We start from the raw sequence: 23,709 nt of genomic DNA, 5'->3' as shown, positions 1-23,709 counted from the left end.
CCGGGCTCAGGCTCGGCCGGCTCCCGGACCCCGCCGGGACGAGCCGGTGAGCGCGCGCCGGGCCCTGGCGGTGGCGGGCCGCCTGATCGGCTTCGACGTGCGCCTGTACGTGCTGCAGATCCTGTTGTGGCTGCCGGTCCACGTGCTGCCGCTCGGCGGCGGCCTCGTGCTGCGGCAGCTCTTCGACCAGATCAGCGGGCACAGCCCGGCGACGTTGCGGCAGTCGTTGTGGCTGTGCGCGGCGTTCGCGGGCGTCGAGCTGGTCCGCGGGATCGTCCTGGTGTTCGCCTGGTCCTACGGCTCCTACTGGTGGGACGCGGCGGCCACGCTGCTGCGCGCCAACGTCCTGGGCTCGGTGCTGACCGCGCGCGGCCCGGTCGCCGCCCGGCTGCCGCGCTCCCCGGGCGAGTCGCTGGCCCGGCTGCGCGACGACGTGGCCGAGCTGGTCGAGCTCGCCGACGAGTCCGTCCCCCTGGCCGGAGGCGTGCTGTTCGGCGGGGTGGCGCTGGCGGTCATGGTCTCGATCGACCCCGTCGTCACCGTGGCGCTGGTCGTGCCGATGCTCGCGATCGGCGTGCTGAGCAGGCTCATGGGACGGGTGATCAGACGGCGGCACCAGCGGGCCAGGGAACTGGGCGCGGGCGTGACGGCCTTCGTCGGCGAACTGTTCGGCGGCGTGCTCACGCTGAAGACGGCCGGGGCCGAGCGGGCGGCGCTGGACCGCCTGCGCACGCTCAACGCCCGCCGCCGGGACGCCGCCGTACGCAGCCGCCTGGCCACCGACCTGCTGGAGGCCGCCACGGGCACCACGGTCGAGCTGGGCGTCGGCGTCGTGCTGCTGCTGGCCGCCGGGGCGATGCGGCGCGGCGAGTTCACCGTGGGCGACCTCGCGCTGTTCACCAGCTACGTCGGCTGGCTCACCGCGCTGCCCCGCACCATCGGCTCCATCCTGTACCGCCTGCCCAGGGCGGACGTCTCCGCCGAACGCCTGACCGCCCTGCTCGCCCCCCACCAGGACACCCCCGACCTGACCCGCAACCACCCCCTCCACCTCCGTCCCACCTCAGGCCCGCAAGGACCGCCCCCGAGCCCGCACCTCCGTCCCACCTCGCCCCCGCCTTCGGGAAGGTCGCCCCTGAGGCGCGCCCCCCGCCTGCCCACACCGCCCATGGAGCCACCCTCGGGCGGGGAGGGGCCGACCGCGCCGACGACGTTGGAGGTGCTGGAGGTGCGTGGGTTGAGCGTCGTGCACCCCGGTGGGCGCGGGGTGCACGACGTGGATCTGACGCTCCGGCGCGGCACGTTCACCGTCGTCACCGGGGCCGTAGGCGCGGGCAAGACCACGCTCGTGCGCGCCGTACTCGGCCTGCTGCCCCTCGACACCGGGACGATCACCTGGAACGGCCGCCCGGTGCCCGACCCGGGCGCGTTCCTGGTGCCGGGACGGGCGGCGTACGCGAGCCAGATCCCGCGCCTGTTCTCGGAGACCCTGCGCGAGAACCTGCTCCTCGGCCTGCCCGCGGGCGACGCCGACCTGGCCCGCGCCCTGGAACTGGCCGCCTTCGAGGACGACCTGGCCGCCATGCCGGACGGCCTGGAGACCGTCGTCGGCCCCCGGGGCGTGCGTCTGTCCGGCGGCCAGGTGCAGCGCGCCACCGCCGCCCGCGCCCTGGTCCGCGCCCCGGACCTGCTCGTCGTGGACGACGTGTCGTCCGCCCTGGACGTCGGGACCGAGAACCTGCTGTGGGAGCGCGTCGCCCGGCACGGCCCCGCCACGCTGCTGGTGGTCTCCTCCCGCCGGGCCGCGCTCGAACGCGCCGACCAGGTGGTCGTCCTCGACCGGGGCCGCGTCGCGGGACGCGGGCCGCTGGGGGAGTTGCTGCGGACGTGCCCCGAGATGCGCAGACTATGGGACGGAGAACCGATCGAGGAGCGAGGGACCACATGAGGATCGACCGCCTGGACCACCTGGTGCTGACCGTCGCCGACGTCGAGGCCGCGGTGCGCTTCTACACCGCGGTGCTGGGGATGGAGGCGGTGACGTTCGGAGACGGGCGGCGGGCGCTGGCGTTCGGGCAGAGCAAGATCAACCTGCACGAGGCGGGACGCGAGTTCGAGCCGAAGGCGGCCCGGCCCGTGCCCGGCAGCGCCGACCTGTGCCTGATCACCGCCGACCCCGTCGAGACGGTCATGGACGAGCTGGCCCGGCACGGCGTCGGGATCGAGGAGGGCCCGGTGGAGCGGACCGGAGCGCTCGGCCCCATCAGGAGCGTCTACCTGCGGGACCCCGACGGGAACCTGATCGAGCTCAGCAACTACCTCTGACCGGGCATCATGGATGGTGTGCAAGAGACTGCGACAGGACCCGTGACGGCGCCCGTGACGGCACCGGCGATGGCGTCGCTGGCCGAGCTGGTGGCCGGTGGCGGCGTCGTGGTGCTCAGCGGGGCCGGGCTGTCCACCGAGTCCGGCATTCCCGACTACCGGGGCCCGACTGGGCGGTCCAGGCGTGCCGAGCCGATGACGTACCAGCGCTTCACCGGCAGCGCCGAGGCGCGCCGGCGCTACTGGGCGCGCAGCCACGTCGGCTGGCGGCAGATCGGCCGGGCCGCCCCCAACGCCGGCCACCGCGCGGTGGCCGAGCTGGAGCGGCGCGGCCTGCTGGCCGGCATCGTCACCCAGAACGTCGACGGCCTCCACCAGGCCGCCGGGGCGCGCCGGGTGATCGAGCTGCACGGCGGCCTCGACCGCGTCGTGTGCCTGTCGTGCCGCGAACGCACCCCGCGCGCCGAGCTGGAGCGCCGGCTCAGCGCGGCCAACCCGCGCTGGGCCGCCGAGGGCCGCGTCAACCCCGACGGCGACGCCGCCCTCACCGACGCCCAGGTCGCCGGGTTCCAGGTGGTCGACTGCGTCTCCTGCGGCGGTCTGCTCAAGCCCGACGTGATCTTCTTCGGCGAGAACGTGCCGAGGGATCGGGTGGCGGAGTGCTTCGCGCTCGTGGGCGGGGCGCGCTCGCTGCTCGTGCTGGGGTCGTCGCTGGCGATCAGGTCGGGGCTGCGCTTCGTCACCAGGGCCGCCGAGCTCGGGCTGCCCGTCGCCATCGTCAACCAGGGCCCGACCGGCGCCGACGCCGACGCCGCGCTCCTGCTGGACGCCCCGCTCGGCGCCACCCTGACCGAGCTGGCCGCCCGCCTCTGACCCGCACGCCGGTAGCGGGCGGAGCGCAAGGCGGCGCGGGGGCGGCACAATGGGGGGCATGCCTCCTCGTCCATGCCCCTGCGGTCTGCCCGCGTCCTACGCGGACTGCTGCGGGAGATACCACCGCGGTGAGGGGTCGGCCCCCACCGCGGAGTCGCTCATGCGGTCCAGGTTCAGCGCGTTCGCCGTGGGCGACGAGGCCTATCTCATGGCCACCTGGCATCCCGCCGACCGCCCGGCCCGCCTCGACCTCGACAGGAAGGTCGCCTGGACGGAGCTGGAGGTGCTGGAGAGCACCGGCGGCAGCCCCGTCCACACCGAGGGCACCGTGCGGTTCCGCGCCCACTTCGTCAACCGGCGGGTGCCGGGCGTGCTCGACGAGCACAGCAGGTTCGTCCGGCTGGACGGCCGCTGGGTCTACGCCGGGGTCATGGCCGGCGGCCGGTAGTCGCAGTCGTAGCCGAAGTACCGCGGCCCGGCCAGTTCCAGGCCGCCCGGCGAGGTCCAGCGCGGGTCGCAGGGCACGGCGATGACCGTGACGCGCAGGCCGTAGCGCATGGCCTCGGTGGTGACCGGCTCGCCCGAGTCGGTGTCCAGCACGCAGATCAGGTCGGGCGTGGTGGCCACGATCTCGCCGTCCCGGCGGGCCAGCAGGTGCTCGTTCTGGAAGCTGAGCTCCAGCGTGCCGGTGCCCTCCAGACGGGCCTGGCCGCGGGCGAAGCCGCCGGTGGTGCGGCGCTCGACGTCCACGACCTTGCCGGTGAACAGCTTCAGGCCGCCCAGCACGTCCAGGGCCGCCGCCACCGGGTCGGCGTGCCCGGCGCGGGCCAGCCGCACGGCCCGGCCCAGGTCCTCGGCCAGCGTCAGCGTGGCCGGCACCAGACCGTCGCGCAGCTGGTCGCCGCGCATGACGGTGTCGGCGCAGGAGACCTGGCAGCCCATCTGCACGCACGCCGCCCTGGCCAGGCGCTCGGCCCACACGTTGGACACCGTCTCCAGCACCAGCGTGTTGCCCTTGTCGTCGGCCAGCGCCATCGGCGTGTTCGGCACGCCGATCAGCGTCGGCAGCACCATCTGCGCCTCGGGGAAGGCGCGGCCCATCGCGTCGCCGTCCACGATCGGCAGGCCCGCCTGCGCGGCGGCGGCGATCGGGATCATCGAGTTCACGCCGCCGACCTCGATGGGCACGATGTGCGTGGCCTGACGGCCGAGCACCGCCTCCAGGGCGCGCAGCGCGGTCAGCTCCTCGGTGCCCGCCGGCAGCTTCTCCAGCAGCACGGTCGGCGCCCCCATGCCCGAGACCGCCACGACGGTCGCGTCCGCGGGCACCTCGTCGATGGCCACCAGCGGCACGGGACCGTGCCTGCGGATGGCCTCGCGGGCCAGCAGCTTGCCCACGTACGGGTCGCCGCCGCCGCCGGTGCCGAGGATCCCGGCGCCGCGCGCCATGTCGTCCAGCCGGTCGATTCCGATCTCACGCATCGATCTTCTCCAGGTCCAGGTCGCCGACGGCCTTCACCCTGATCCGGGTGGCGTCGCCGGGCAGGTAGGCGAGCGGCAGCTCCTCCACGTCCACGATCCGCACGCTGCCCGCGCGGGCGCCCCCGCGCTCGGCGCGGATGATCGCCTCGCTCTTGGCCTCCTCCAGGATGCGCTCGCGGGGGCCGGAGAAGACCCGGTCCACCTCGCCGCCGACCTGGGCGATGGCCGCGCCGACCGCGTTGGCCACCTCGAAGTGCGCCGGGCGGCGCACGTCGTCGAAGCCGGGCAGCTCCTGGATGAGCACGCTGCCGCCGCCGACCAGCACGACGGGCAGCGGCGCGGACGAGGTGCGCATGCGGTCGACCGCCTCCGAGACGCGCTCGGCGATGAGCTTGAGCGGGCGCTGCGGGTCGACGTGCGCGACCCTGTCACGGTCGCCGATGTCTGCCAGCCCGGCGGCCACGGCCAGGTCGGTGGCGGTCAGCGTGCCGCCGCCGAACACCAGCGCCTCCTCGGTCAGCCGGTAGCCGACGCTGCGCGGGCCGGTGGTGCCGTCCTCGGCGACCAGCGAGCCGCCGCCGATGCCGATCGACAGCACGTCGGGGATGCGGAAGTTGGTGCGCACCTCGGCGACCAGCGCCTCGCCGGCGGCCTCGCGCGGGAACCCGCCGACCAGGATGCCCACGTCGGACGTGGTGCCGCCGATGTCCACCACCGCGCAGTCGGTCAGCCCCGACAGGTACGCCGCGCCGCGCATCGAGTTCGTCGGCCCCGACGCGAACGTGGCCACCGGGTAGCGGCGGGCCTGGTCCACGTCCATGAGGGTGCCGTCGTTCTGGGACAGGAACAGCGGCGCGTCGATCCCGGCCACCCGCAGCGCCTCGCCGAAGGCGGCCACGGTGCGGTCGGCCAGCGGGCGCAGGGCGGCGTTCACGATCGTGGCGTTCTCCCTGGCCAGCAGGCCGACCCGGCCGATCTCGCAGGACAGCGACAGGTGCACCTCGGGGCCCAGCTCTGCGGCCAGGATCTGCGCGGCCTCGCGCTCGTGGGCGTCGCTGACCGGGGAGAACACCGAGGAGATCGCGACCGTGCGCAGGCCGCGCCGCCTGATGTCGGCGGCGACGCCGCGCAGCTCATCCGGGTCGAGGGGGGAGATGGGGGCGCCGTCGTACTCGCAGCCGCCGTGGCACAGGTAGACCGCGCCCTCGACCGCCTGGCGCAGGCGGTCGGGCCAGTCCACCAGCGGCGGCAGCGCGGCGGTGGCGGGCAGGCCGAGCCGGACGGCCGCGACCGGCTCCAGCCGGGCGGCCTCCACCAGGGCGTTGACGAAGTGGGTGGTGCCGATCATCACCGCGGACACCCGGGTGGCGCCCAGGCCGGCCAGGGCCGCGGCGACGCCGCCCGTGACGTCCGCGGTGGTGGGGGACTTGACGGTGGCCAGCACCTGGCCGTCGTCGCCGATGAGGGCGGCGTCGGTGTTGGTGCCGCCCACGTCGATGCCGATACGCATGAAGGAGGACTCTCTTCTCGGACGGTGAGCGCGGGGCCGCGCGATTCTCGGACGGTGAGCGCGTGGCCGCGCGATTCTCAGACGGTGAGCGCGGGCCGCTCGACGGGGACCTCGCGGGTGCCGCGGACCAGGCCGAGCCGGCCCGCGACGACGTAGCCCAGGCCCGCGAGGATCAGGGAGTTCAGGGCGGGGATGCCGATCCACTGGTAGTGGTCGCTGAGCCAGCCGACCAGCGCGGCGGCGGCCCAGATGACCAGCGTGGCGGGCACCCACGTCGGCTCGGTCTCGGGGAGCGTGCCGGTGGCGCGCGAGGCGTCCAGCACCGGGCGCCAGCGGCGCACCACGAAGTACTCGGCGACCATGATCCCGGCGACGGGGGGCGTGATGACGCCGAGGATCAGCAGGAAGTCGGTGAAGCGCTCCAGGATCCCGGCGGCGGCCAGCACGCTGCCCAGGACGCCGATGCCGATGGTGACGGCGACCCGGTTCAGCCGCACCCCGACCGTGGACTCCACGGCGTTGAGCAGGCCGAGCGCGGCGGAGTACAGGTTCCAGTTGTTGATCTTCACGGTGGCCGAGATGAGGACGATGACGCCGATCACGCCGGAGGAGGCCGTGATGATCGCGATCACGTCCGAGGACTTGACCGCGTAGGCCAGCAGCACGCCGGCCAGGCCGAGCACGTACTCGCCGAGGGAGATGCCGACGAGGGTCTGCTTGACGACGTCGCCGGTGTTGCGGTTGAACCTGGTCATGTCGGGCGTGGTCACCGCGCCGATGATGTAGGAGCCGGCCACGATGGTGGCGCCGGTCGCGATGCTGATCGGCTCGCCGAACGGCGGCGAGGCCACCAGCGACCCCAGGTCATGTCGCGAAATTTCCACCCACATCGCCCAGCCGGCCAGGCCGAGGAACGCCGGCACGGTGATGAACGCCGTCATCCCCATCGCCTTGAACCCGCGGATGACCAGCAGCGTCACGCCGATGCCGGCGATCATGGCCCACGCCCAGAGCGGCAGCCAGGACATGATCGAGTGCAGGCCCGAGGCGAACACCGCGGTCTGCACGCCGAACCAGCCGAACAGGCTCAGGGCGATGATCACGCCGATGATCGTGGAGCCGTACCGGCCGAAGCCGGTCCAGCGGGCCAGCATGGAGGTGGACAGGCCCTCGCGCATCCCGGCGATGCCGACGAAGATGCACACCACCTCCAGGATCACCGAGCCGAGCGTGAACGCCCAGAACGCCCCCCAGAACGACAGTCCGGCGCCGAGCGTGGCGCCCAGCAGGAACTGCGTCAGGTCGGAGAGCTGGCCGAACCGCTGCACGGCCACGTTGAACCAGGAGTAGCGGGCGGCCTGCGGCACCCGCTCCAGGGGGTAGTCGGAGTCGGTCATGGTGGTCTTCCTTCGCGTCGGGGGGTCGTGGCGGGGGCTCACGAGCGGGGGCTCACGAGCAGGCGGTCACAAGGCTGGTCGTAGGGCCGGTCAGAGAGCCGGTCGAAGGGCGGGCGGTCACAGGAGCGAGGGCGGCCCGGCGGCGCGGGCGCGCAGCCGGACGAACGGGCCGGGCAGGTAGGCGAGCGGGATCTCCTCCACCCCGATGACCCGCACCCGCCGCGGATCGGCCCCGGCGCGGACGGCCGCCGCCCTGGCCTCCTCCGCGACCGGTTCGAGCGCCGCCGCCAGCGCCGAGCGGTCCGGCAGGCGGACGATGCGCTCGTACTGGCCGCCGACCGGGCTGACCGCCGCGCCGATGGCGCCGGCCGCCGGCCCGTGCTCGGGATGCAGCCCCTCCGGCACGGCGTGCTCACCGCCGCCCACGACCACGAGCGGCAGCAGCCCGGCGCCCGGCTGCAGCCGGTCCACGGCCTCGGCCAGCTCGGTCGGGTCGACCGGCCGCGGCACCCTGATCAGCCCGGGGATGCGCAGCCCGACGGGCACGCCGCCGATGTCCGCGCCGCCCACGGCCTCCTCCGGATAGCCGCCGGTCAGCACGCCGACCCGGACGCGGGTGGCGCCCACGTCGGCGACCACCGCGTCACCGAGCCCGGTCAGCGCGCCGGCGCCGCGCAGCACGCTCGCCGGGCCGCTGCCCAGGCTGAGCCCGGGATGGCGGGCCAGGTGCTCCAGGCTCATCAGCGTGCCGTCGCCGCGGGTCACGAACACCGCCGCCCCCGGGCACAGGCCCGCCAGCGCGCTGGCCAGCCCGCCGGAGACCGCGCCCGCGAACCCCGACAGGGCGGCGTCCAGCACGGTCGCGTTCTCGCGTTCCAGCAGGCCGAGCGAGCCGAGGTCGGCCGACAGCGCGATCGGCACGCCCTCGCCCAGCTCCGCCCGGACGATCTCGGCCGCCTCGCGCTCCTGCTCGCCGTCCAGGGGCGAGAACAGGCCCGCGACGGCGACGGCCTGCGCGGTGCCGGCCACGCCCGCGGCGAAGCGGGCCACGGCGTCGCGGTCGAGGGGCGTGCGGTCCTCGCGGTCGAGGCCGCCGCCGCCGTCCACGACGGCGGTGCCGGCGTTCACCGCGGCACGCAGGTCGGGCGGCCAGCCGGACAGCGGGCGCACCGCGGTCGCCGACACGCCCGCGATGCGCAGCACGGCCACCTTGCGCAGCCCGGACCGCCTGGTCACGGCGGTGGCGGCGCCACGCAGGCCGACGGCGACCTGGGCCGGCTCGCCGTCCATCGGCAGGCGGGCCAGCGCGGCGCGCACCCCGGCCACCGGGTCGCCGGGGATCGACGCGATCTTGACGGTGGCCAGCACCCGGCCGTCGTCGGCGACGACGGCCGCGTCGGTGTTGGTCGGCCCGACGTCCACCCCGGCTCTCACGCTCCCACCTCCCGTCCGGCGGGCCCGGAAGGCCCGGAAGGCTCGGAAGGCTCGGAAGACCCGGTGGACGCGGTGGGGGAGGGGCTGAAGGCCGTGCCCGCCGGGGTTTCCGGCGTCGCGGGGACGGGGGGCGCCTGCGGTGGGGGAGGGGTGGGAAGTCCGGTGAGACCGAACGCGGCGGGCCCGGCCAGCCGCAGCCCCTCGGGGGTGTGCCAGACCGGGTCGCAGGGGACGCGCACCACGCTGACCCGCAGCCCGTACCGGACCTGCTCGGCCTGCACGACCTCGCCCGTACGCGTGTCCAGCATCGCGATCACGTCGGGCACCACGGCCAGCGGCACGCCGTCCTCGACGACGGCCAGGAACTCGCTGCCCGCCTGGATGCGCACCAGCCGCCCCTGGTCGTACCCGAGCCCTTCGACCAGGATCGACCCGGCCGTCTCGGCGACCTTGCCGGTGACCAGCGGGTCGGGCAGCCGCGTCCCGAGGCGCACGGCCCGGGTGACGGATCCGAGCGCGGTGGCGCCGGCCACCTGGTCGCCGCGCATGATGTACTCGCTGGTCGCGACCTGGCCGCCGAACGCCTCCAGCGACGCCCGTACCAGCCGTTCCAGCCAGCCGCCGGTCACCCGGTCGACGACGACGGTCCGGCCGCGCTCGTCGCACAGCACGGCCGGGGTGGGCGCGATGCCGCGCAGCTGCATCACCGTCTGGTCCATGCGGGGGAAGGCGCGGCTCATCCCGTCGGCGTCCACCAGCGGCAGGCCGACGCGGGCCGCCCAGGCCACCGCCAGGCAGCCGTTCGCGCCGCCGATCTCGCTGGCCAGCACCGCGCCGACGGGCGCGCCGTACAGCTCCTCGATCTTGTCGCGCAGGTAGACGGGCTCGTCGGTGCCGCCGACGCGCTCGGACATGACGGCCGAGGAGCCCGCCGTGCCCACGGGCATGACCAGCAGCTCGGGGTCCAGCTCGGCGGGCTGCACGACGCGTACCGGCCCGTGGTCCTCCAGCGCCTGCAGCGCCGCGGCGCGGGCGATGGTCACGGGACCGCCGCCGCCCGAGCCCAGCACGGCGCAGCCGCGGGCGAAGGCGGGCAGCAGCCCGGTGTCGATGTCCATGCTGTCGAGGTTACGAAGCCGCAGGTCAAGCCCGGATGTTCCAGCCGCACCTTTTTGCCGGGCTTCGTGTGCCGATGGCACACTGATGACATGTTCCTGCTGGAAGAGCTGCGTCCGCTGGCCGGGCCGGAGGCGCCGGCGGCGGCCTCGGGCGTGCGCCTGGTGGAGGACCTGGGCGGGATCGCGGGCCAGCCGCCGGGGTCGGTGCTGGTCCTGACCGGCGCGGCCTCGCGGCAGGCGGCCGGCTACCGGCTCGACGTCGCGCTGCGCGACGCCGCCGCGGCCGGCGCCGTGGCGCTCGTGCTCACCGCGGAGGCCGGGCGGGCCCTGGAGGCCCTGGAGGCCGCGGTGGACCGGAGCGCCGCCGCGCTGGCCGAGCGGGGCGGGGTCGCGCTGCTGGCGGCCGCCGGCGGCGACCTGGCGGAGCTGGTGGTGGCCCTTGACCGGGCCATCGCGGGCGACGCCGCCGAGGCGCTGGTCCGTACGGCGCGCGCCGCGGAGGCCGTGGCGGGGGCGGGCGGCGTCCCCGAGCGCATCGCCGAGGCGGCCGGCGCGGCTCTCGGCCGTCCCGTCCGGGCCGACGGCGGCGCGTTCACCGCCCAGGCCGGCGGGCCCGCCGGGACGCACTTCGACCGGGCCGCCGGGATCGTGCTCAGGGTCGCCGCCCTGGCCGCCGCCGCGGGCCCGTCCGACGAGCTGCCCGGACGGTCCCGCGCCCAGCTCCTCACCGAGCTGCTGGTCGCCCCCGAGAACCAGGCGCAGGAGCTGGCCCCCCGCGCCAGGGCCCTCGGCCTGCCGATCGACGACTGGCACGTCGTCCTGCGCCTGGAACCCGCGAAGGACCCCGCCAAGACCCCGGACGCCGCCACCGACGGCCCGGCCGACGGCGGCCAGGAACGCTACGCCCTGCTGGAGACCGCCGCCTCGCGGGCCGTGCGCGCGGCCCGCGAGCTGGGCGGCGCCGCCTGGAACGCCGCGCTCGCCGGCGACGCGCTGATCGTGGTCCGCAGCCAGCGGCGCGACCAGGGCAGGGCGGGCCTGCGCGAGGCCGTGCGCGACGCCGCCCGCCTGCTCGAACGGGTCCGCCCGCCGGGCGCCGAGCTGCGCTGCGGGGTCAGCACCGCCCACCAGGGCCTGGTCGGCCTGCGCACCTCCGCCTCCGAGGCGCGTACGGCCCTGCGCCGCAGCACCCTGCCGCTGGCCACCTACGACCTGGCCGGCCTCGACCGGATGCTGGAGGAGTGGTACGCCTCCGACGCCGCCCAGCACGCCGTCAGGGAGCTGCTGCAACCGATCCTCGACCTCGGCGGCGAGCGGGCCGCCCACCTCCTGGCCATCCTGCGCGCCTACCTCGACCACAACGGCTCGCCCGCCCGCGCCGCCGAGGAGCTGCACCTGCACCGCAACGCCGTCAGCAGGAACGTGCGCCGCATCGAGACCCTGCTCCAGGCCGACCTGGCCGACCCGCGGCAACGCCTGGCCCTCCAGCTGGCCTGCCGCGCGGCCTCCTCCCGCTGAACGACGGCCCTCCAGGACCCCGCCCCCGGGCCGCCTGGTGAACGTCGGCGGCCACCGCCTGCACCTGCGCTGCGCGGGGTCCGGCGGCCCGGTGGTGGTGCTGGAGGCGGGCCTGGTCGAGTCGAGCGCGAGCTGGGAGGTGGTCCAGCGGCGGCTGTCGGCCGGGCTGCGCGTGTGCTCCTACGACCGGGCCGGATACGCCTGGAGCGAGGAGGGTCCAGGGCCGCGAACGGCGGGCCGCGCGGCGGGGGAGCTGCGCGCGCTGCTCGCCGCCGCGGGCGAGCCCGGCCCGTACGTCCTGGCCGGGCACTCCTACGGCGGCCAGATCGTCCGGCTGTTCGCCGCCCAGTACCCGGAGGTGACGGCGGGCCTGGTGCTGATCGACGCCACCGACGAGGAGGCGGTGACGGCCATGCGGGTGTCCCGGCCGCTGATTGCCGCCCAGCTCACCGCCAACCAGGCGCTGGCCAGGATCGGCCTGCTCCGGCTGGCCGGGGATCTCCTGGTGCCCGGCGACGCCACCCCGGCGGCGCGCGCCGCCGCCCCCGTCGTCTACGGGCCGGGCAGCATGGCCGCGGCCAGGGCCGAGGCGTGGGCCTTGCCGGACAGCGCGCGGGAGGTCGCCGGGACGGCGGAGGGGCCGGGCGGGCCGCCGGTCGTGGTCGTCATCCCGTCCGGCGGGCCGCGCAGCGCCCTCGACCAGGCCCGGCGGGTGGCCGCCCGGTCCACGCGCGGGCGGGTGGTGGTGGCCGGCACCTCCGAGCACTACGTGCAGTATCGGCAGCCTGATCTGGTCGTCACGGCGATTCGGGACGTCGCCGCCTCCACAGAAAGGTGAAACTGGGTCTTGCCGGTCGGGTCAAGTCGGCTTTCAATGATCGGGATACCGGTGATCCTGGAGGAGCCGATGCGTGGCTTGAGGGCGTCCGCAGTCATCCTGATGATCGTCGTCTCGACGTTCCTCGCCTCCGGGCCGTCGTCGCTGCCGGCGGTGGCGGGGCCGGCCGACCCGGAGCCGGCGTCGCTGGTCACGCTCTCCGTGCCCGACAGGGCCGCGATGGAGCGGCTGGTCGCCTCCGGCGCCGACCTGACCGAGCGGGTCCGTCCGCAGGCCGACGGCAGCGTCCAGGTGGACGCCGTGCTCACGGCCGGCAAGCTCGCCGAGCTGAGGGCGATCGGCGTGGGCCTGGCGTCCGGCACGCCGCCCGCTGCCCGGCAGGCGCCGTCCGCCACCGCCGCGCAGGACCAGATCGTCATCGAACGGGCCGTCTGGTACAAGTCCCGCGACGGGTACTTCCTGTCGGTCGAGGCCAGCAGCAGCGCGGGCGAGACGGCGGCCCTCACCGCCACCTGGACGGGCCGCGGCGGCGCCACCGGCCAGGTCGCGATGGTCCCGTACGTCGACGCCGGCGCCTACTTGGGCCACCAGTTCAGCACCCCCGCCCCGGTGCCGGCCGAGCCGCAGCGCGTCACGGTCACCTCGGCGACCGGCGGCACGGCCGAGGCCCGCGTCCTGGAATGGCCCGACGGGGACCGTCCCGACCACCAGGCGCCGGGCTACCAGAAGGACTTCGTCACCCAGTACATGCCGCCCGCCCAGCTCAACGAGCGCATCCAGGCGCTGCACCGGCGGTACCCGTCGCTCACCGACGTCATCCCGCTGCCCAACCTCACCAACGGCTACCGCCGCCACGCCCAGGCGCTGATCGGCACGCCGCCCGGCGCCGCGATCGTGGTCACCTCCGACGCCTACGGCTCCGAGGGCGGCAACGACCTGTCCGTCGAGCTGGCCGCCCCGGGCGCGCCGGACCGGCCGCTCCAGGTGAGCGTGGCCCGCAAGCAGGTCACGGTGAGCCTGGCCACCGACGGCTCCGGCACGCCGGTCAGCACCGCCGCCCAGGTCGTCGCCGCGATCAACGCCGCGCCGGGCACCGGGCTGAAGGCCGCCGCCTACCGCACCGACCCCGGCGCCGGCGTCATGGCCGCGGCCGCCGCCACCCGGCTCACCGACTCCCTCAAGGCGCCCGCCGACGTCTCCCGCAAGCCCATGCGGGTGCTGGCGCTGCGCGTCGGCGTCCACCGTGACGGCTCGCGCACCGGCGTGCTGGCCTACGCCCAGGAGCACGCCAGGGAATGGGTGGCGCCGCTGGTCACCGTCGAGGCCGCCGAGCGGCTGCTGCGCAACTACGCCCACGACGCCGCCACCCGCAGGCTGCTGCAGCGCACCGACATCTTCATCGTCCCCACCGTCAACCCCGACGGCGCGAACTACAGCTTCTACGACTTCAACGGCCAGCGGAAGAACATGACCAACCACTGCCCGGCCGCGCAGTCCGACCCGGCGCAGCGCAACACCTGGGGCGTGGACGTCAACCGCAACTACGCCGTCGGCTCCCTGTCGGACGGCTACTTCGGCGCCTCGGCCAACTGCCAGAGCGGCACGTACGCCGGTCCGGCCGAGCACTCGGAGCCGGAGAGCCGCAACGTGATGTGGCTGGCCGAGACGTACCGCAACATCCGGTTCGCCATGAACGTGCACAGCTACGGCGGGTACTTCATGTGGCCGCCCGGGGCGTACAAGCTCGACGGCCGTGTGGCGCTGCCCAGGCCGAGCGCCCAGGAGGAGGCGTACTTCATGCGCTCGGCCCGCACGATCGAGCAGGCCATCGCCGCCGAGCGCGGCACGGTCATCTGGCCGCAGCAGACCGGGCCGGTGACCGACGTGCTCTACTCGGCGGCCGGCAACTCCGCCGACGAGCTCTGGTACGACCACGGCGTCTACGGCTGGGACTTCGAGGTCGGCGCCGACCTGTGGAACCCGACCGCGCGGACGTGGGAGGGCGTGGGCTTCCAGCCGCCGTTCGAGGAGGGGCACGCCGAGGCGATGGAGTTCGCCGCGGGCCTGATCTCGCTGGTGGGGGTGGCGGCCGACTACCGGAGGCCGTGACCGTCGCGCGGCTCATGCCCAGGTCATGGCGTTCGCGGGGGCCGGGAATGCCCGCGCGTTGCCCGGGGTTTACATACGGACACCCCGCGACAGTGACCTGGGCTTTTGCCCATGTTGGGGTCGCTTGCCCGGGGTTTACGGTTCAGGGGTAGATCTTTGCCCGTTTTGGGGTGTTAGGTTTGCGTTTGTCCGTTTCTTGGGTTAGTGTCTACCTATTGGCGGGTGAGTGACCCATCTGGGTCCGCCCCCACTGCGCTCCACGTAGCGACCGATGGCGTTTGTGCCCGGCTACGGCCTTCATGTCTTGTCTGAGTCAAGCGAGCGCATGCCCCCCTGATGATCGATGTCACCAAGGAGACTGCTGATGACTGCTCGCCTGCGTTCTTTCGCCATGCTTTCCGCCGCTGCTCTGTCGGCGCTGACGATCGGTGCCGCCGCTCATCCCGCGAGCGCTGATGCGGATGTGAACGGTCAGGGTGTGCTGGCCGGTTCGACGACCGCCTCGTACTTCTGGGACGACTCCTCGGGTCGCGCCGGTGACACGGGTCTGCCGGCGGCCGGCAAGCCGATGCAGAAGGGTCTGGCGGCTTCGCCGTCGTGGCCGCTGATGACCGAGGGTTACGTGGTCTACCAGGGTAAGAAGCTGCCGTTCTTCGTGGGGGACCGTGGTCCTGGTGACCCCTCCAGTCGTGGGGTGATGCTGGACCTGGACGCCAAGACGTTCGCCGAGCTGACCGGTGGCCGGTTCAATCCGGAGACGCTGGGTGTGGACGGTGTGAAGGGCGAGGGTCACATCAAGATCCAGTACGTGGTCACCAAGTGGGGTGACGGTGTGGGCAGGAAGGCCGCTCCGGTGGCGTTCGACACGGGCGCCTGGCGTCAGCAGGACACCGGCACGGCTCCGGTGTCGGTCAAAAAGTAGCACGCGCGCACGACGAGAAGGGCGTTCCCCGCGGGGGACGCCCTTTTCGCATGTCAAGGAACGGCAAGCGCCCCCCGGCCACCCGCCATACTGGGGTGCCGTAAACGAACGTGTCACCAGCCCAAATAGGCGCTCTTTGTCGAGATCAGGCATCCCTACGCGAGGTTCGAGCGCTGACCTGGGCGAAGCTTCTGAAGGTCGGGGATGTGGTTGTAGAGCGTGCCTACGCTCACCCCGAGCAGCTTGGCGATCGAGGTCACCGACCGGCCGGGATCGGGCAGCAGGTCGCGGGCCACCTTGCAACCATGCACCGGTCGGCCCGAACGCGTCCAGGTCGGCAAGATGCGCCAGACGGACCTTGCACTTGCCGATCTTCGCGGCCTTCGCCGGGTCCTTCAGCCGGTCGAACCGGCTGCGCCGACTGGACGGGTCCAGCATCAGCAGCTCGGCCGGCCTCGCGCGCTGCCCCGGAGTGATCCGGCCGGCGACAGTGGCGAACACGTCCCGGTTCACCTCGGCGCGGATCTTGGCCACCATCCGGTCCAGCGTGGTGTATCCGGGCAACTCCCGACCGGATTCCAGCAATTCCTCCAACGCTGCGTTGATCAGGTCAGCCGGATTGTCCTTCGTGACCGCTGCCGCTCGGATCGCCGTATCAGCGATGCCGCGCACATCCGCCGCGTCGTACGATCCGTATCAAGGCGAACCGCGCTGAACAAGGCGGTGGCATGTTTCGCTCGTGTTCCGGCCCCACCGGTCGGCTCGCCCGGAGGGCGCGGTCAGCCCACGGCCTCGCGCATACGGCCCAGGATGTCCCGCAGGAGGTCCGGTGACGTACCGAAGTTGAGCCTGACGAAGCCCTCGCCGCCGGGACCGAAGGTCCGGCCGTCATTCAGCAGGACACGGGCCTTCTCCAAAAAGAATGTGTGCGGGTCGGGGGGGAGATCGAGGGCGCGGCAGTCCAGCCAGGCGAGAAAGCCGGCCTCCGGGACGCGGTATCCGATGCCGCGCGGCAGCCCCTCATGCACCAGCGCGGCGTTCCGGTCCAGGACCGGCCGCAGCTGTGACAGCCAGGAGTCACCGTCCCGCCAGGCCGCCAAGGTGGCGGCCACGCCGAAGGTGTTGGGCTCGCCGTACAGGTGGGTCGGGCCCGAAAGGGCCGCGCGCACGTCGGCCGCGCCGATGTGCGCGACGGCGCAGCGCACCCCTGGCACGTTGAACGCCTTGGTCGCGGAGGTCAGAGTCACTGTCCGGGCGGCCGCCTCGGACGACAGGGAGGCAAAGGGGATGTGCCGGTGCGGGCTGTGCACGAGGTCGGAATGGATCTCGTCGGATATGACCAGCAGGTCGTGGCGCCGGACCAGTTCGGCGACCGTCTCCAGCTCCTGGCGGCGCAGCACACGCCCGGTCGGGTTGTGCGGGTTCACCAGCAGCAGCACCCGGCAGCCGCCATCGGCCAGCTCCCGGTCGAGCCGCTCGGCGTCGAAGACCCAGCCTTCGTCCTGAAGGACGTACGGGACGGGGTGCAGGCGCCGCTCCATGCCCGTCACCGTTTCCAGGAAGGGCGGATACGCCGGAGTGTGCAGGGCGACGCCGTCGCCGGGGCGCGTGGCCACGCGCAGGACGGCCTGGAGCCCCTGGTTGATGTCGGTGAACTCCCGGACGTGGCCGGGGTCGAGCACCCAGCCGTGGCGTTCGCGCATACGCTCGGCGAAGGCGGCCCGCAGGGGGATCTGCTCGGGGCGCCCGTCCCACGAGGGGTATCCCAGGTCCTCCTGCACACACCGCATGAGGGCCTCCTGCACGGCGGGGGCCGGCGGGAAGTCCATCTCCGCGATCCATGCCGGCAGCACACCCGGCTCGGCCCGGCTCCACTTCACTCCGGGGCGACGGGCCAACGATGAAAGGTCAAGGTCGTCGAACATGGCTTCTCCTGTCCCTCAGGGGCCGATGAAGGTGAGTCTGGTCAGCAACCACGCGACAAGATGTGGTCGGCCGGCAGGTGGGTGGTGCCCGCGGTCGACGTACGTGGCGATCGTCGCGAGGACGGTGAGCGCAAGGCCCGTGACATCGGTCTGAGCGGTGATCGTGCATGGGGTGGTTTCGTCATCAGGGTGCTTGTCTCTTCATTGGTCGATCATGGCGATGCCGTGGTCGCCGTATCGGGCCCCTTGGGCCCCGGTGTCGGGGACGGCGGCGTCGATGGCGGCGAGGTCGGTGGCGGTCAGGTGCAGGTCGAGGGCGGCCAGGTTGTCGCGCAGGTGGGGGCGGCGGGAGCTGCCGGGGATGGGGATGACGTCGCTGCCGCGGGTGAGGAGCCAGGCGAGGGCGATCTGGGCGGGGGTGGCGTTCTTGGCAGCGGCGAGGTGGGTGAGGGCGTCGACGATGGCCAGGTTGGCCTTGAGGTCGTCGCCGTTGTAGCGGGGGGCGGTGGCACGGAAGTCGCCGGGTTCGTAGCGCGTGGTGGCGCGGACGGCCCCGGTGAGCAGGCCGCGGCCAAGGGGGCTGTAGGCGATCAGGGCGGCGCCGAGACTGCGGATCGTGAACAGGATGTCGTGTTCGACATGGCGTTCCCACAGCGAGTACTCGGTCTGGACGGCCCTGATCGGATGGATGGCATGGGCGCGGCGGAGGGTGTCGGCCGAGACTTCGGACAGGCCGATGTGGCCCACCTTGCCCTGGGCGACCAGCCCGGCCAGGGCACCGACGGACTCCTCGACGGGGATGGCGGGGTCGATGCGGGCGAGGTAGTACAGGTCGATGTGATCGGTGCGCAGCCGGCGCAATGACGCTTCGCAGGCACGCCGCAGATCGCCTGGTGAGCCGGCGGGGACCAGGCCCTCGGCGGTGCGGCGGACTCCGGTCTTGGTGGCCAGCACGACGCGGTCGCGGTTCGGGGCGAGGGTCTGGCCGAGGAGTTCCTCGTTCGCTCCGTCACCGTAGAAGTCGCCGGTGTCGAACATGGTGACGCCCGAATCGAGGGCCTCCAGCAGGGTGGCTGAGGCCTCGTGCGGGTCGGCGGGGCCGTAGATGCCGGTCATGCTCATGCAGCCGAGGCCGAGTCGGGAGACCGCCGGGCCGTCAGGTCCAAGAGTGAAGAGCATCGTTCCTCCGTCACTTTGCCAGGGCCGCGCGCAGGAACCCGAGGATCTCCGCCTGGGCGGCTCCGGCCTGTGGTTCCACGCCGGGCAGGGTGAGGAACGCGTGCTTTGCTCCCGGGTATTCGGTGAGCCGCACGGGGGTCCCCGCCTCGCGCAGTCGCTCGGCGTAGCGGCGGCCGTGGTCGGCGACCGCGTCCCGGGTGGGCACGACCACGAGCGCCGGGGCGAGCCCGCTCAGGTCGCCCGCGTACAGCGGCGAGACCGCGCCGGCGTCGGCTCCCGGCGGGACGGCGAGCCGCTGGATGAGCCGCAGTTGCGGCAGGGCCCGGGCCGGGCTGTATGCGTACTCGGTGATCGAGGGATAGGCGAACATCGTTTCGGTCGTGTCGACCACGGGGTTGACCAGCACCTGCGCCTTGAGCTCCAGGCCGGCCTCTCTGGCCCGGATGGCCGCCAGCGCGCTGATCAGCGCGCCGCAGCTCTCGCCGAAGACGGCCGCGCGCGCAGGGGCGACGCCCCACTGCGCGGCGTGCCGCACCACGTGCTGGAGCACGTCCCAGCCGTCGTCGGCGGCGTTTGCGAGCGGGCTGCCGGGGGCGAGCAGGCGGTGCTCGACCGAGACGACGAGGGCGGGCAGTCCCGCGGCGAGGTGGCTGTTGGTCCAGTCGCACTGCGCCGCCGTGCCCACGAAGCCGCCTCCGTGCACATGGACCACGAGTGGCAGGTCGGTTGTGGTGCCGGCTTCGCCGTCTCCCGTCGACACCGGCCGGTACACCCGGACCGGGAGGTCGCGGCCGGGCAGTGCCACCTGCTGCCAGACGATCGCGGCGCCGGGATTCGGCTCCCCGAGGATTGCCCGAGCCGTGCCGGACGCCCGCCAGCGGTTCTCCGCGTCGCGGTAGGCGCGCAGTTCCTCGGTCGTGATTGCCGAGAAGTCCGGCTCCGGCGGCCGTGTCGCGGTAGTGGTCTCACTCATGTGTCCTCCCCCTCCCGGCCGGATGCCGGGTGTGTCGTTGTGGCCGGGCCGTGCGTTGCCCTCATTATGCACGCAGTGCGTGCATCGCCAAGTGCATAAGTTAGGCTGAGCCCGGACGAGAGGGGCGAGATGACTGGCCGACGGCGATGGTCGACCGAGGAGATCCTGGACACGGCGGCGGAACTGCTGCGCACGGGTGACGCCGAGTCGTTCAGCGTGCGCAAGCTCGCAGCGGTGCTCGGGACTGACTCCTCCAGCCTCTACCGGCATTTCCGCAACAAGACCGAACTGCTGCGCGCGGTTGCCGACCGGATCCTGCTGGCCGCCATGGACGGCTACCGCCCCGAGGGCGACTGGAAGCAGCGCATCACCGCCCTGGCCCTGCGTCTGCGCGAGGCCTTCGGCGAGCAACTCCAACTCGCCACGGTGTGGGGACGCTATGGGTCCGGCGGCGCCGGATCCCGATTGGTCATGGAGGAACTGCTGCAGGCCCTGCGCACGTCCGGCCTGCCCGACGAGGAGATCCCGGTGCGATACCACCGCATCGTGATCCTCCTCTCCGCGCTGATCGCCTCCGAGGCCGGTATCAGCAGCATCACCCCCAAGGAGTACGAACAGGCCATGGAGCAGTTCCGCGTCGCGGTGCTCGGCGCCGACCCCGAACGCTTCCCCGCCCTGGCCCACTACGCCCGCGACATCCGCCCCCTCGGAGCAGACCGCCGCGCCGCATTCGAAGAGACCCTCGCCGCCCAACTCGCCCACATCGAGGCCCAGATCCCCTGACGTCCACCCGGTGCCGCTTGATCACTCTCCTGTCGCACCCCGGGCTCCTTCCGGTCGTCATGATCAGACCAGCGTCGCCGAGCACGGTCCCCGGACCGCGCCCGCCGGCCCGGAACGGCGTCGCGGGCGGGTCAGCTTCGGGAGAACAGGGCCGTCTACCGGCGCTGCCCGCGGGCACTGCTGGTGTCGCTGGACGAGCAGCTCGGCGACGTGGCGATCCATCAAGACCGCCTGATCCACACCGACGCCTTCCTGGGCATGCTGCGTGCCATCGGGCTGGGTGTCGCGGAGGCGCAGATCGTGCACCGCGATCTGACGCTGCGGCTCTTCGGGTTCGTGCTGCTTGTGGTCTTGCGCAGCGATCCCCGTCTGCCTGGCTGTGTCTGGCAACGCCCGCGCTCGGCCTCGTCTGCTCATCTCGACCGATGAGCAGACGAACGCGAAATCCGAGACGTCTCCAGACTGCGAGGCGAGGGAGGCGAACCCTTGCCAGCAAAGCCGGCCGCCCAGCTCACAGCGCTGTACCGGGACGGGTGACCTCCGTCAGGAGGGTGCGATGCGCCGCAGGAAGGCCGAGATCTCGTACGCGACGACGTCCGGCCGCTCCAGGCCGCACAGGTGGCCGAGCTCCTGCAGCAGGACCGCGCGGCTTCCGGGGATGCGCCGCACGTCGTCCAGCTGCTTCGCCTGGTCCACGACGACGTCCTTCCCGCCGAGGAGATAGCAGGTCGGTACGCGCATCCCGGGCAGCTCGTCGGCCTGGCTGGTCAGCGCGCCGCCGGCCAGCCAGCCGTGCCACATCCGTTCGGTGACGGTCAGCATGCTGCTCGTCAGGCCCGATGTCCTGGACGGGTCCACGGAGATCGCCGCCACCGCGTGCGTGAGAGCCTCGACGTCGCCGTACGCGGCGTCGAAGCCGGCGATCACCGCGTCCTCGGCCGTCGTCCCCCCGGCGTTCCACGGGACGACGCCGATCATGGCGCGCACCTCGTCCGGGTGGTCGAGCGCGATCCGCATCGCGATCGCGCCGCCGAGGGAGTAGCCGACGAGGCAGTAGTCGTCGGCGCCCGCCTCGTTGATCGCCTCGTGCAGGATCGCGGCGAGCGAGGGCAGCCGTCCGTCCGCGGGCGCGCGTACGGACCGGGCGTGTCCGGGCAGGTCGAAGATCAGGACGCGGAACCCGTCGAGGTGCCGCGCGATCCCGGCCATGAGATCGGCCGAGGCGCCGAATCCCGGCAGCATGACAACTGTCGACGTGCCCCGGCCGTGTTCTTCCCAGTAGATGCCGGAGCTGGTGTAAGGCATGGCGATCTCCCTTGGTCGGGCGAAGGTCAACGGTGTGCGTGGCGGGCGGCGAAGGCCAGGAGGAGCGCGGCGGTCCGCGGCGGATCCTCCATGATGGGCGAGTGCCCGACACCGGGCAGCACCTCGACCGTCGCGCCCGGGACGGCGCGGTATTCGGCGGCGGAGGAAGAGCGCCACCTGCGGTCGTCGGCGCCGAAGATCACCAGCAGCGGCTTGCCGAGGGGGATCAGCCGGTCAGGGAGCGCGCGTCGGTTCACGTAGTCGTCGCCGTCCTGCGAGGTCGCGACGAAGGCGTGGTAGGTCATCTCGCGCGCGTCGTCCACGACCGCCTGTGGGACCTCGTAGCCCGGGCGGCTGAACGCGCTGCTCGCGGCGTCGCGGATCAGGCTGTCGGTTCGAAGCCGCCACAGCAGCTGCCCGATGACGGGCTTGTCCAGGAGCCCGCCGACGAAGCCGGTTGAGACGGCGGCGTTCAGGCGCGGTGCCGTGTCGATGATCGCGAGCGCGGACACCAGGTCGGGGCGCTGTTCGGCGAGGGCGGTGGCGACCGCGCCGCCGGTGGAGTGCCCGACCACCACGGCGTGCTTGACGCCGAGCCGGTCCATGGCCTGACCGACCCGGCGTCCCTGCTCCGGCATGCCGTAGCCGCCGTCGGCCGGTTTGGCCGAACGACCGTGTCCCAGCAGGTCGAGCCGGATGACGCGGTAGGACCCGGCCAGCAGCGGGACGAGGGCGTCCCACGAGCGGGTCGAGGCGGCGAGCCCGTGGATCAGCACGAGCGCCGGGGCGTCGGAGGGGCCGTCCTGGCGCACGTAGACGTTCCCGCCGTCGAGCGGCAGGGTCGGGCTTCCGCCGGCGCTCTGGCGGGTCACCGCCGCCGCGTTCACCAGCAGCGATCCGGCGATGACGAGAAGGACGGCCGCGGCGATCAGGAGGCGCCGCCGGCGCCGTGCCAGCCTCCGGGGCGGAAGGCCGCGGCGAGCGGCGCGATGGAGAGTGGTCATGGACCCACGGTCGCCGCCGGCGCGCGCGGGTGTCTTGAACGAATGTCCTCAGGCGCGGGAGGGCGTGCTATCGGGCCAGGCCATGCGAATGCGCTCAGGCGGGCGAGGGCACGCTGCCGGGCCAGGCGATGTCGTCGACCGCGAGGAACGGCTCGGCGGCGACGGTGGCGGGGGTCGCGCCGGTGAACGCCATGACGTCCCGATGCAGATGGGACTGGTCGGCGTAACCGGTGTCGGCCGCCACCCGGGCCGCGGCCACGCCCGCGACCAGCCGGTGGGCGGCGTGGTCGAAGCGGACCAGCTTCTCGGCCTGCTTGGGCGCCAGGCCGAGCTGCGACCGGAACCGCGACCACAGCCGCTGACGACTCCACCCGACCTCGGCCGCGAGCCCGTCGACCCTGGCCCGACCCCGGCTTCCGACGATCCGCCGCCAGGCCCAGGCGACCTCCGGGTCCACCGGCGGCTCCGCCTCGTGCCGGCGGGCGAGCAGCGCGTCGACCAGAGCGAAGCGATCCTGCCACGACGGGACGCCGCCCAGCCGCTCACGGATCCGTGACGCCTCTGGCCCCCACAGGTCCTCCAGGGACACGACGGCGTCTCCAATGTCGGCGGGCGAGACGCCCAGTACCGCGCGGGCGATCACCGGCGACAGGCGTACCTGCACGCACTCGACGTTCTCACCCCACACCCGGACCGAGCCGCCGGATCCGAGCCCGGGTCCGGCGACCATGCTGCCGCGCTGCCGCCGCCCGCCGTCACGGTCAAGGACGGGCGAAGAGGCGCCGAACTCCACCAGCAGCGTCATGGCCGGATGGGGGACCATCCGGAGCGCGTCCAGGTCACGGACGCGGAACCCGGCCATGGTGACACCGGCCACCCGGCTTGGCCGCAAGGGGGACGCGACATCCCAAACCGCCGTATCGCGCACGAATGTCCGCATCGTCCCATGCTAGCCAGCCGACGGCGGGAACATTCGTCCAATCCAGCGGCGTGCGCCGGCGGCGACAGTGAGTG

22 protein-coding genes and 1 pseudogene are annotated in these 23,709 nt (G+C 73.5%); 10 read left to right on the top strand and 13 right to left on the bottom strand.

Annotated features, from left to right (window positions below; all coding sequences use genetic code 11):
- Window positions 1–46: 46 nt before the first annotated feature.
- The 4 genes from ACIBK9_RS16550 (at window position 47) to ACIBK9_RS16535 (ending at window position 3,646) form a co-directional block, all read left to right on the top strand.
- Entirely contained in the window at window positions 47–1,948 is a 1,902-nt protein-coding gene (locus ACIBK9_RS16550; protein WP_397158870.1) for an ABC transporter ATP-binding protein, read from the top strand.
- Window positions 1,945–2,325, top strand: a complete 381-nt coding sequence (locus tag ACIBK9_RS16545; RefSeq protein ID WP_387680056.1) for a VOC family protein — start codon at window positions 1,945–1,947, stop codon at window positions 2,323–2,325. The genes ACIBK9_RS16550 and ACIBK9_RS16545 overlap by 4 nt, the downstream gene beginning before the upstream one ends.
- 69 nt (window positions 2,326–2,394) lie before the next feature.
- Window positions 2,395–3,198, top strand: a complete 804-nt coding sequence (locus tag ACIBK9_RS16540) for an NAD-dependent protein deacetylase (RefSeq protein WP_397159002.1) — start codon at window positions 2,395–2,397, stop codon at window positions 3,196–3,198.
- A gap of 160 nt (window positions 3,199–3,358) precedes the next feature.
- Entirely contained in the window at window positions 3,359–3,646 is a 288-nt protein-coding gene (locus ACIBK9_RS16535) for a YchJ family protein (protein ID WP_397158868.1), read from the top strand.
- On the opposite strand, the gene ACIBK9_RS16530 is transcribed toward ACIBK9_RS16535, so the two are convergent.
- The 5 genes from ACIBK9_RS16530 to ACIBK9_RS16510 all read right to left on the bottom strand — a co-directional run bounded on the left by ACIBK9_RS16530 (window position 3,616) and on the right by ACIBK9_RS16510 (window position 10,139).
- Window positions 3,616–4,680 (bottom strand): DUF917 domain-containing protein, encoded by a 1,065-nt coding sequence (locus ACIBK9_RS16530; protein WP_397158866.1) that lies wholly within the window; start codon window positions 4,678–4,680, stop codon window positions 3,616–3,618. The two genes, ACIBK9_RS16535 and ACIBK9_RS16530, sit on opposite strands and share 31 nt — an antisense overlap.
- Entirely contained in the window at window positions 4,673–6,190 is a 1,518-nt protein-coding gene (locus tag ACIBK9_RS16525) for a hydantoinase/oxoprolinase N-terminal domain-containing protein (protein ID WP_397158864.1), read from the bottom strand. The genes ACIBK9_RS16530 and ACIBK9_RS16525 overlap by 8 nt, the downstream gene beginning before the upstream one ends.
- Window positions 6,191–6,267: 77 nt before the next feature.
- On the bottom strand, window positions 6,268–7,587 hold the full coding sequence (locus ACIBK9_RS16520) for a cytosine permease (protein WP_352329663.1): 1,320 nt from the start codon (window positions 7,585–7,587) through the stop codon (window positions 6,268–6,270).
- A gap of 117 nt (window positions 7,588–7,704) precedes the next feature.
- Complete coding sequence (locus tag ACIBK9_RS16515; protein ID WP_397158862.1) at window positions 7,705–9,021, bottom strand: hydantoinase/oxoprolinase N-terminal domain-containing protein; 1,317 nt, start codon at window positions 9,019–9,021, stop codon at window positions 7,705–7,707.
- Window positions 9,018–10,139 (bottom strand): DUF917 domain-containing protein, encoded by a 1,122-nt coding sequence (locus ACIBK9_RS16510; RefSeq protein ID WP_397158860.1) that lies wholly within the window; start codon window positions 10,137–10,139, stop codon window positions 9,018–9,020. Before ACIBK9_RS16510 ends, ACIBK9_RS16515 begins: the two co-directional genes overlap by 4 nt.
- 90 nt (window positions 10,140–10,229) lie before the next feature.
- Between ACIBK9_RS16510 and ACIBK9_RS16505 the strand changes: the two genes are divergently transcribed.
- The 4 genes from ACIBK9_RS16505 to ACIBK9_RS16490 all read left to right on the top strand — a co-directional run bounded on the left by ACIBK9_RS16505 (window position 10,230) and on the right by ACIBK9_RS16490 (window position 15,526).
- Window positions 10,230–11,657: a PucR family transcriptional regulator gene (locus tag ACIBK9_RS16505; RefSeq protein WP_397158858.1), complete on the top strand. Its 1,428-nt coding sequence runs from the start codon at window positions 10,230–10,232 to the stop codon at window positions 11,655–11,657.
- Window positions 11,658–11,694: 37 nt separating this feature from the next.
- Window positions 11,695–12,495, top strand: coding sequence for an alpha/beta fold hydrolase (locus ACIBK9_RS16500; protein WP_397158856.1), 801 nt, complete (start codon window positions 11,695–11,697; stop codon window positions 12,493–12,495).
- A 78-nt stretch (window positions 12,496–12,573) separates the two neighbouring features.
- Window positions 12,574–14,604 carry a M14 family zinc carboxypeptidase gene (locus ACIBK9_RS16495; protein WP_397158854.1) on the top strand — a complete coding sequence of 677 codons (2,031 nt, stop codon included), beginning with the start codon at window positions 12,574–12,576 and terminating at the stop codon, window positions 14,602–14,604.
- A gap of 364 nt (window positions 14,605–14,968) precedes the next feature.
- Window positions 14,969–15,526: a hypothetical protein gene (locus ACIBK9_RS16490; RefSeq protein WP_397158853.1), complete on the top strand. Its 558-nt coding sequence runs from the start codon at window positions 14,969–14,971 to the stop codon at window positions 15,524–15,526.
- A 155-nt stretch (window positions 15,527–15,681) separates the two neighbouring features.
- On the opposite strand, the gene ACIBK9_RS16485 is transcribed toward ACIBK9_RS16490, so the two are convergent.
- The 5 genes and pseudogenes from ACIBK9_RS16485 to ACIBK9_RS16465 all read right to left on the bottom strand — a co-directional run bounded on the left by ACIBK9_RS16485 (window position 15,682) and on the right by ACIBK9_RS16465 (window position 19,603).
- Window positions 15,682–15,822 carry a Hin recombinase gene (locus ACIBK9_RS16485; protein ID WP_397158851.1) on the bottom strand — a complete coding sequence of 47 codons (141 nt, stop codon included), beginning with the start codon at window positions 15,820–15,822 and terminating at the stop codon, window positions 15,682–15,684.
- A gap of 289 nt (window positions 15,823–16,111) precedes the next feature.
- Window positions 16,112–16,198 (bottom strand): annotated as a pseudogene (locus tag ACIBK9_RS16480) (hypothetical protein); the annotation flags it as partial.
- Window positions 16,199–16,305: 107 nt separating this feature from the next.
- Window positions 16,306–17,451, bottom strand: a complete 1,146-nt coding sequence (locus tag ACIBK9_RS16475) for a MalY/PatB family protein (RefSeq protein WP_397158849.1) — start codon at window positions 17,449–17,451, stop codon at window positions 16,306–16,308.
- Between the two features lie 201 nt (window positions 17,452–17,652).
- Window positions 17,653–18,630: an aldo/keto reductase gene (locus ACIBK9_RS16470; RefSeq protein WP_397158847.1), complete on the bottom strand. Its 978-nt coding sequence runs from the start codon at window positions 18,628–18,630 to the stop codon at window positions 17,653–17,655.
- A gap of 10 nt (window positions 18,631–18,640) precedes the next feature.
- Entirely contained in the window at window positions 18,641–19,603 is a 963-nt protein-coding gene (locus ACIBK9_RS16465) for an alpha/beta hydrolase (protein ID WP_397158845.1), read from the bottom strand.
- A gap of 129 nt (window positions 19,604–19,732) precedes the next feature.
- On the opposite strand from ACIBK9_RS16465, the gene ACIBK9_RS16460 reads away from it, so the two are divergent.
- Both ACIBK9_RS16460 and ACIBK9_RS16455 read left to right on the top strand, forming a co-directional pair.
- Complete coding sequence (locus tag ACIBK9_RS16460) at window positions 19,733–20,386, top strand: TetR/AcrR family transcriptional regulator (RefSeq protein WP_397158843.1); 654 nt, start codon at window positions 19,733–19,735, stop codon at window positions 20,384–20,386.
- A gap of 183 nt (window positions 20,387–20,569) precedes the next feature.
- Window positions 20,570–20,815, top strand: a complete 246-nt coding sequence (locus ACIBK9_RS16455; RefSeq protein WP_397158841.1) for a hypothetical protein — start codon at window positions 20,570–20,572, stop codon at window positions 20,813–20,815.
- 114 nt (window positions 20,816–20,929) lie between these two features.
- Here the strand turns inward: ACIBK9_RS16455 and ACIBK9_RS16450 are convergent, their stop codons facing one another.
- The 3 genes from ACIBK9_RS16450 to ACIBK9_RS16440 all read right to left on the bottom strand — a co-directional run bounded on the left by ACIBK9_RS16450 (window position 20,930) and on the right by ACIBK9_RS16440 (window position 23,557).
- On the bottom strand, window positions 20,930–21,691 hold the full coding sequence (locus ACIBK9_RS16450) for an alpha/beta fold hydrolase (protein WP_397158839.1): 762 nt from the start codon (window positions 21,689–21,691) through the stop codon (window positions 20,930–20,932).
- Between the two features lie 26 nt (window positions 21,692–21,717).
- Window positions 21,718–22,695 (bottom strand): alpha/beta fold hydrolase, encoded by a 978-nt coding sequence (locus ACIBK9_RS16445; RefSeq protein ID WP_397158838.1) that lies wholly within the window; start codon window positions 22,693–22,695, stop codon window positions 21,718–21,720.
- Between the two features lie 94 nt (window positions 22,696–22,789).
- Window positions 22,790–23,557 (bottom strand): helix-turn-helix domain-containing protein, encoded by a 768-nt coding sequence (locus ACIBK9_RS16440; RefSeq protein ID WP_397158836.1) that lies wholly within the window; start codon window positions 23,555–23,557, stop codon window positions 22,790–22,792.
- Window positions 23,558–23,709: the final 152 nt, after the last annotated feature.

It is taken from the genome of Nonomuraea sp. NPDC050227 (assembly GCF_044459705.1).
Classification (GTDB): Bacteria; Actinomycetota; Actinomycetes; order Streptosporangiales; family Streptosporangiaceae; genus Nonomuraea.
This window is presented reverse-complemented; position numbering and strand designations above follow the sequence as displayed.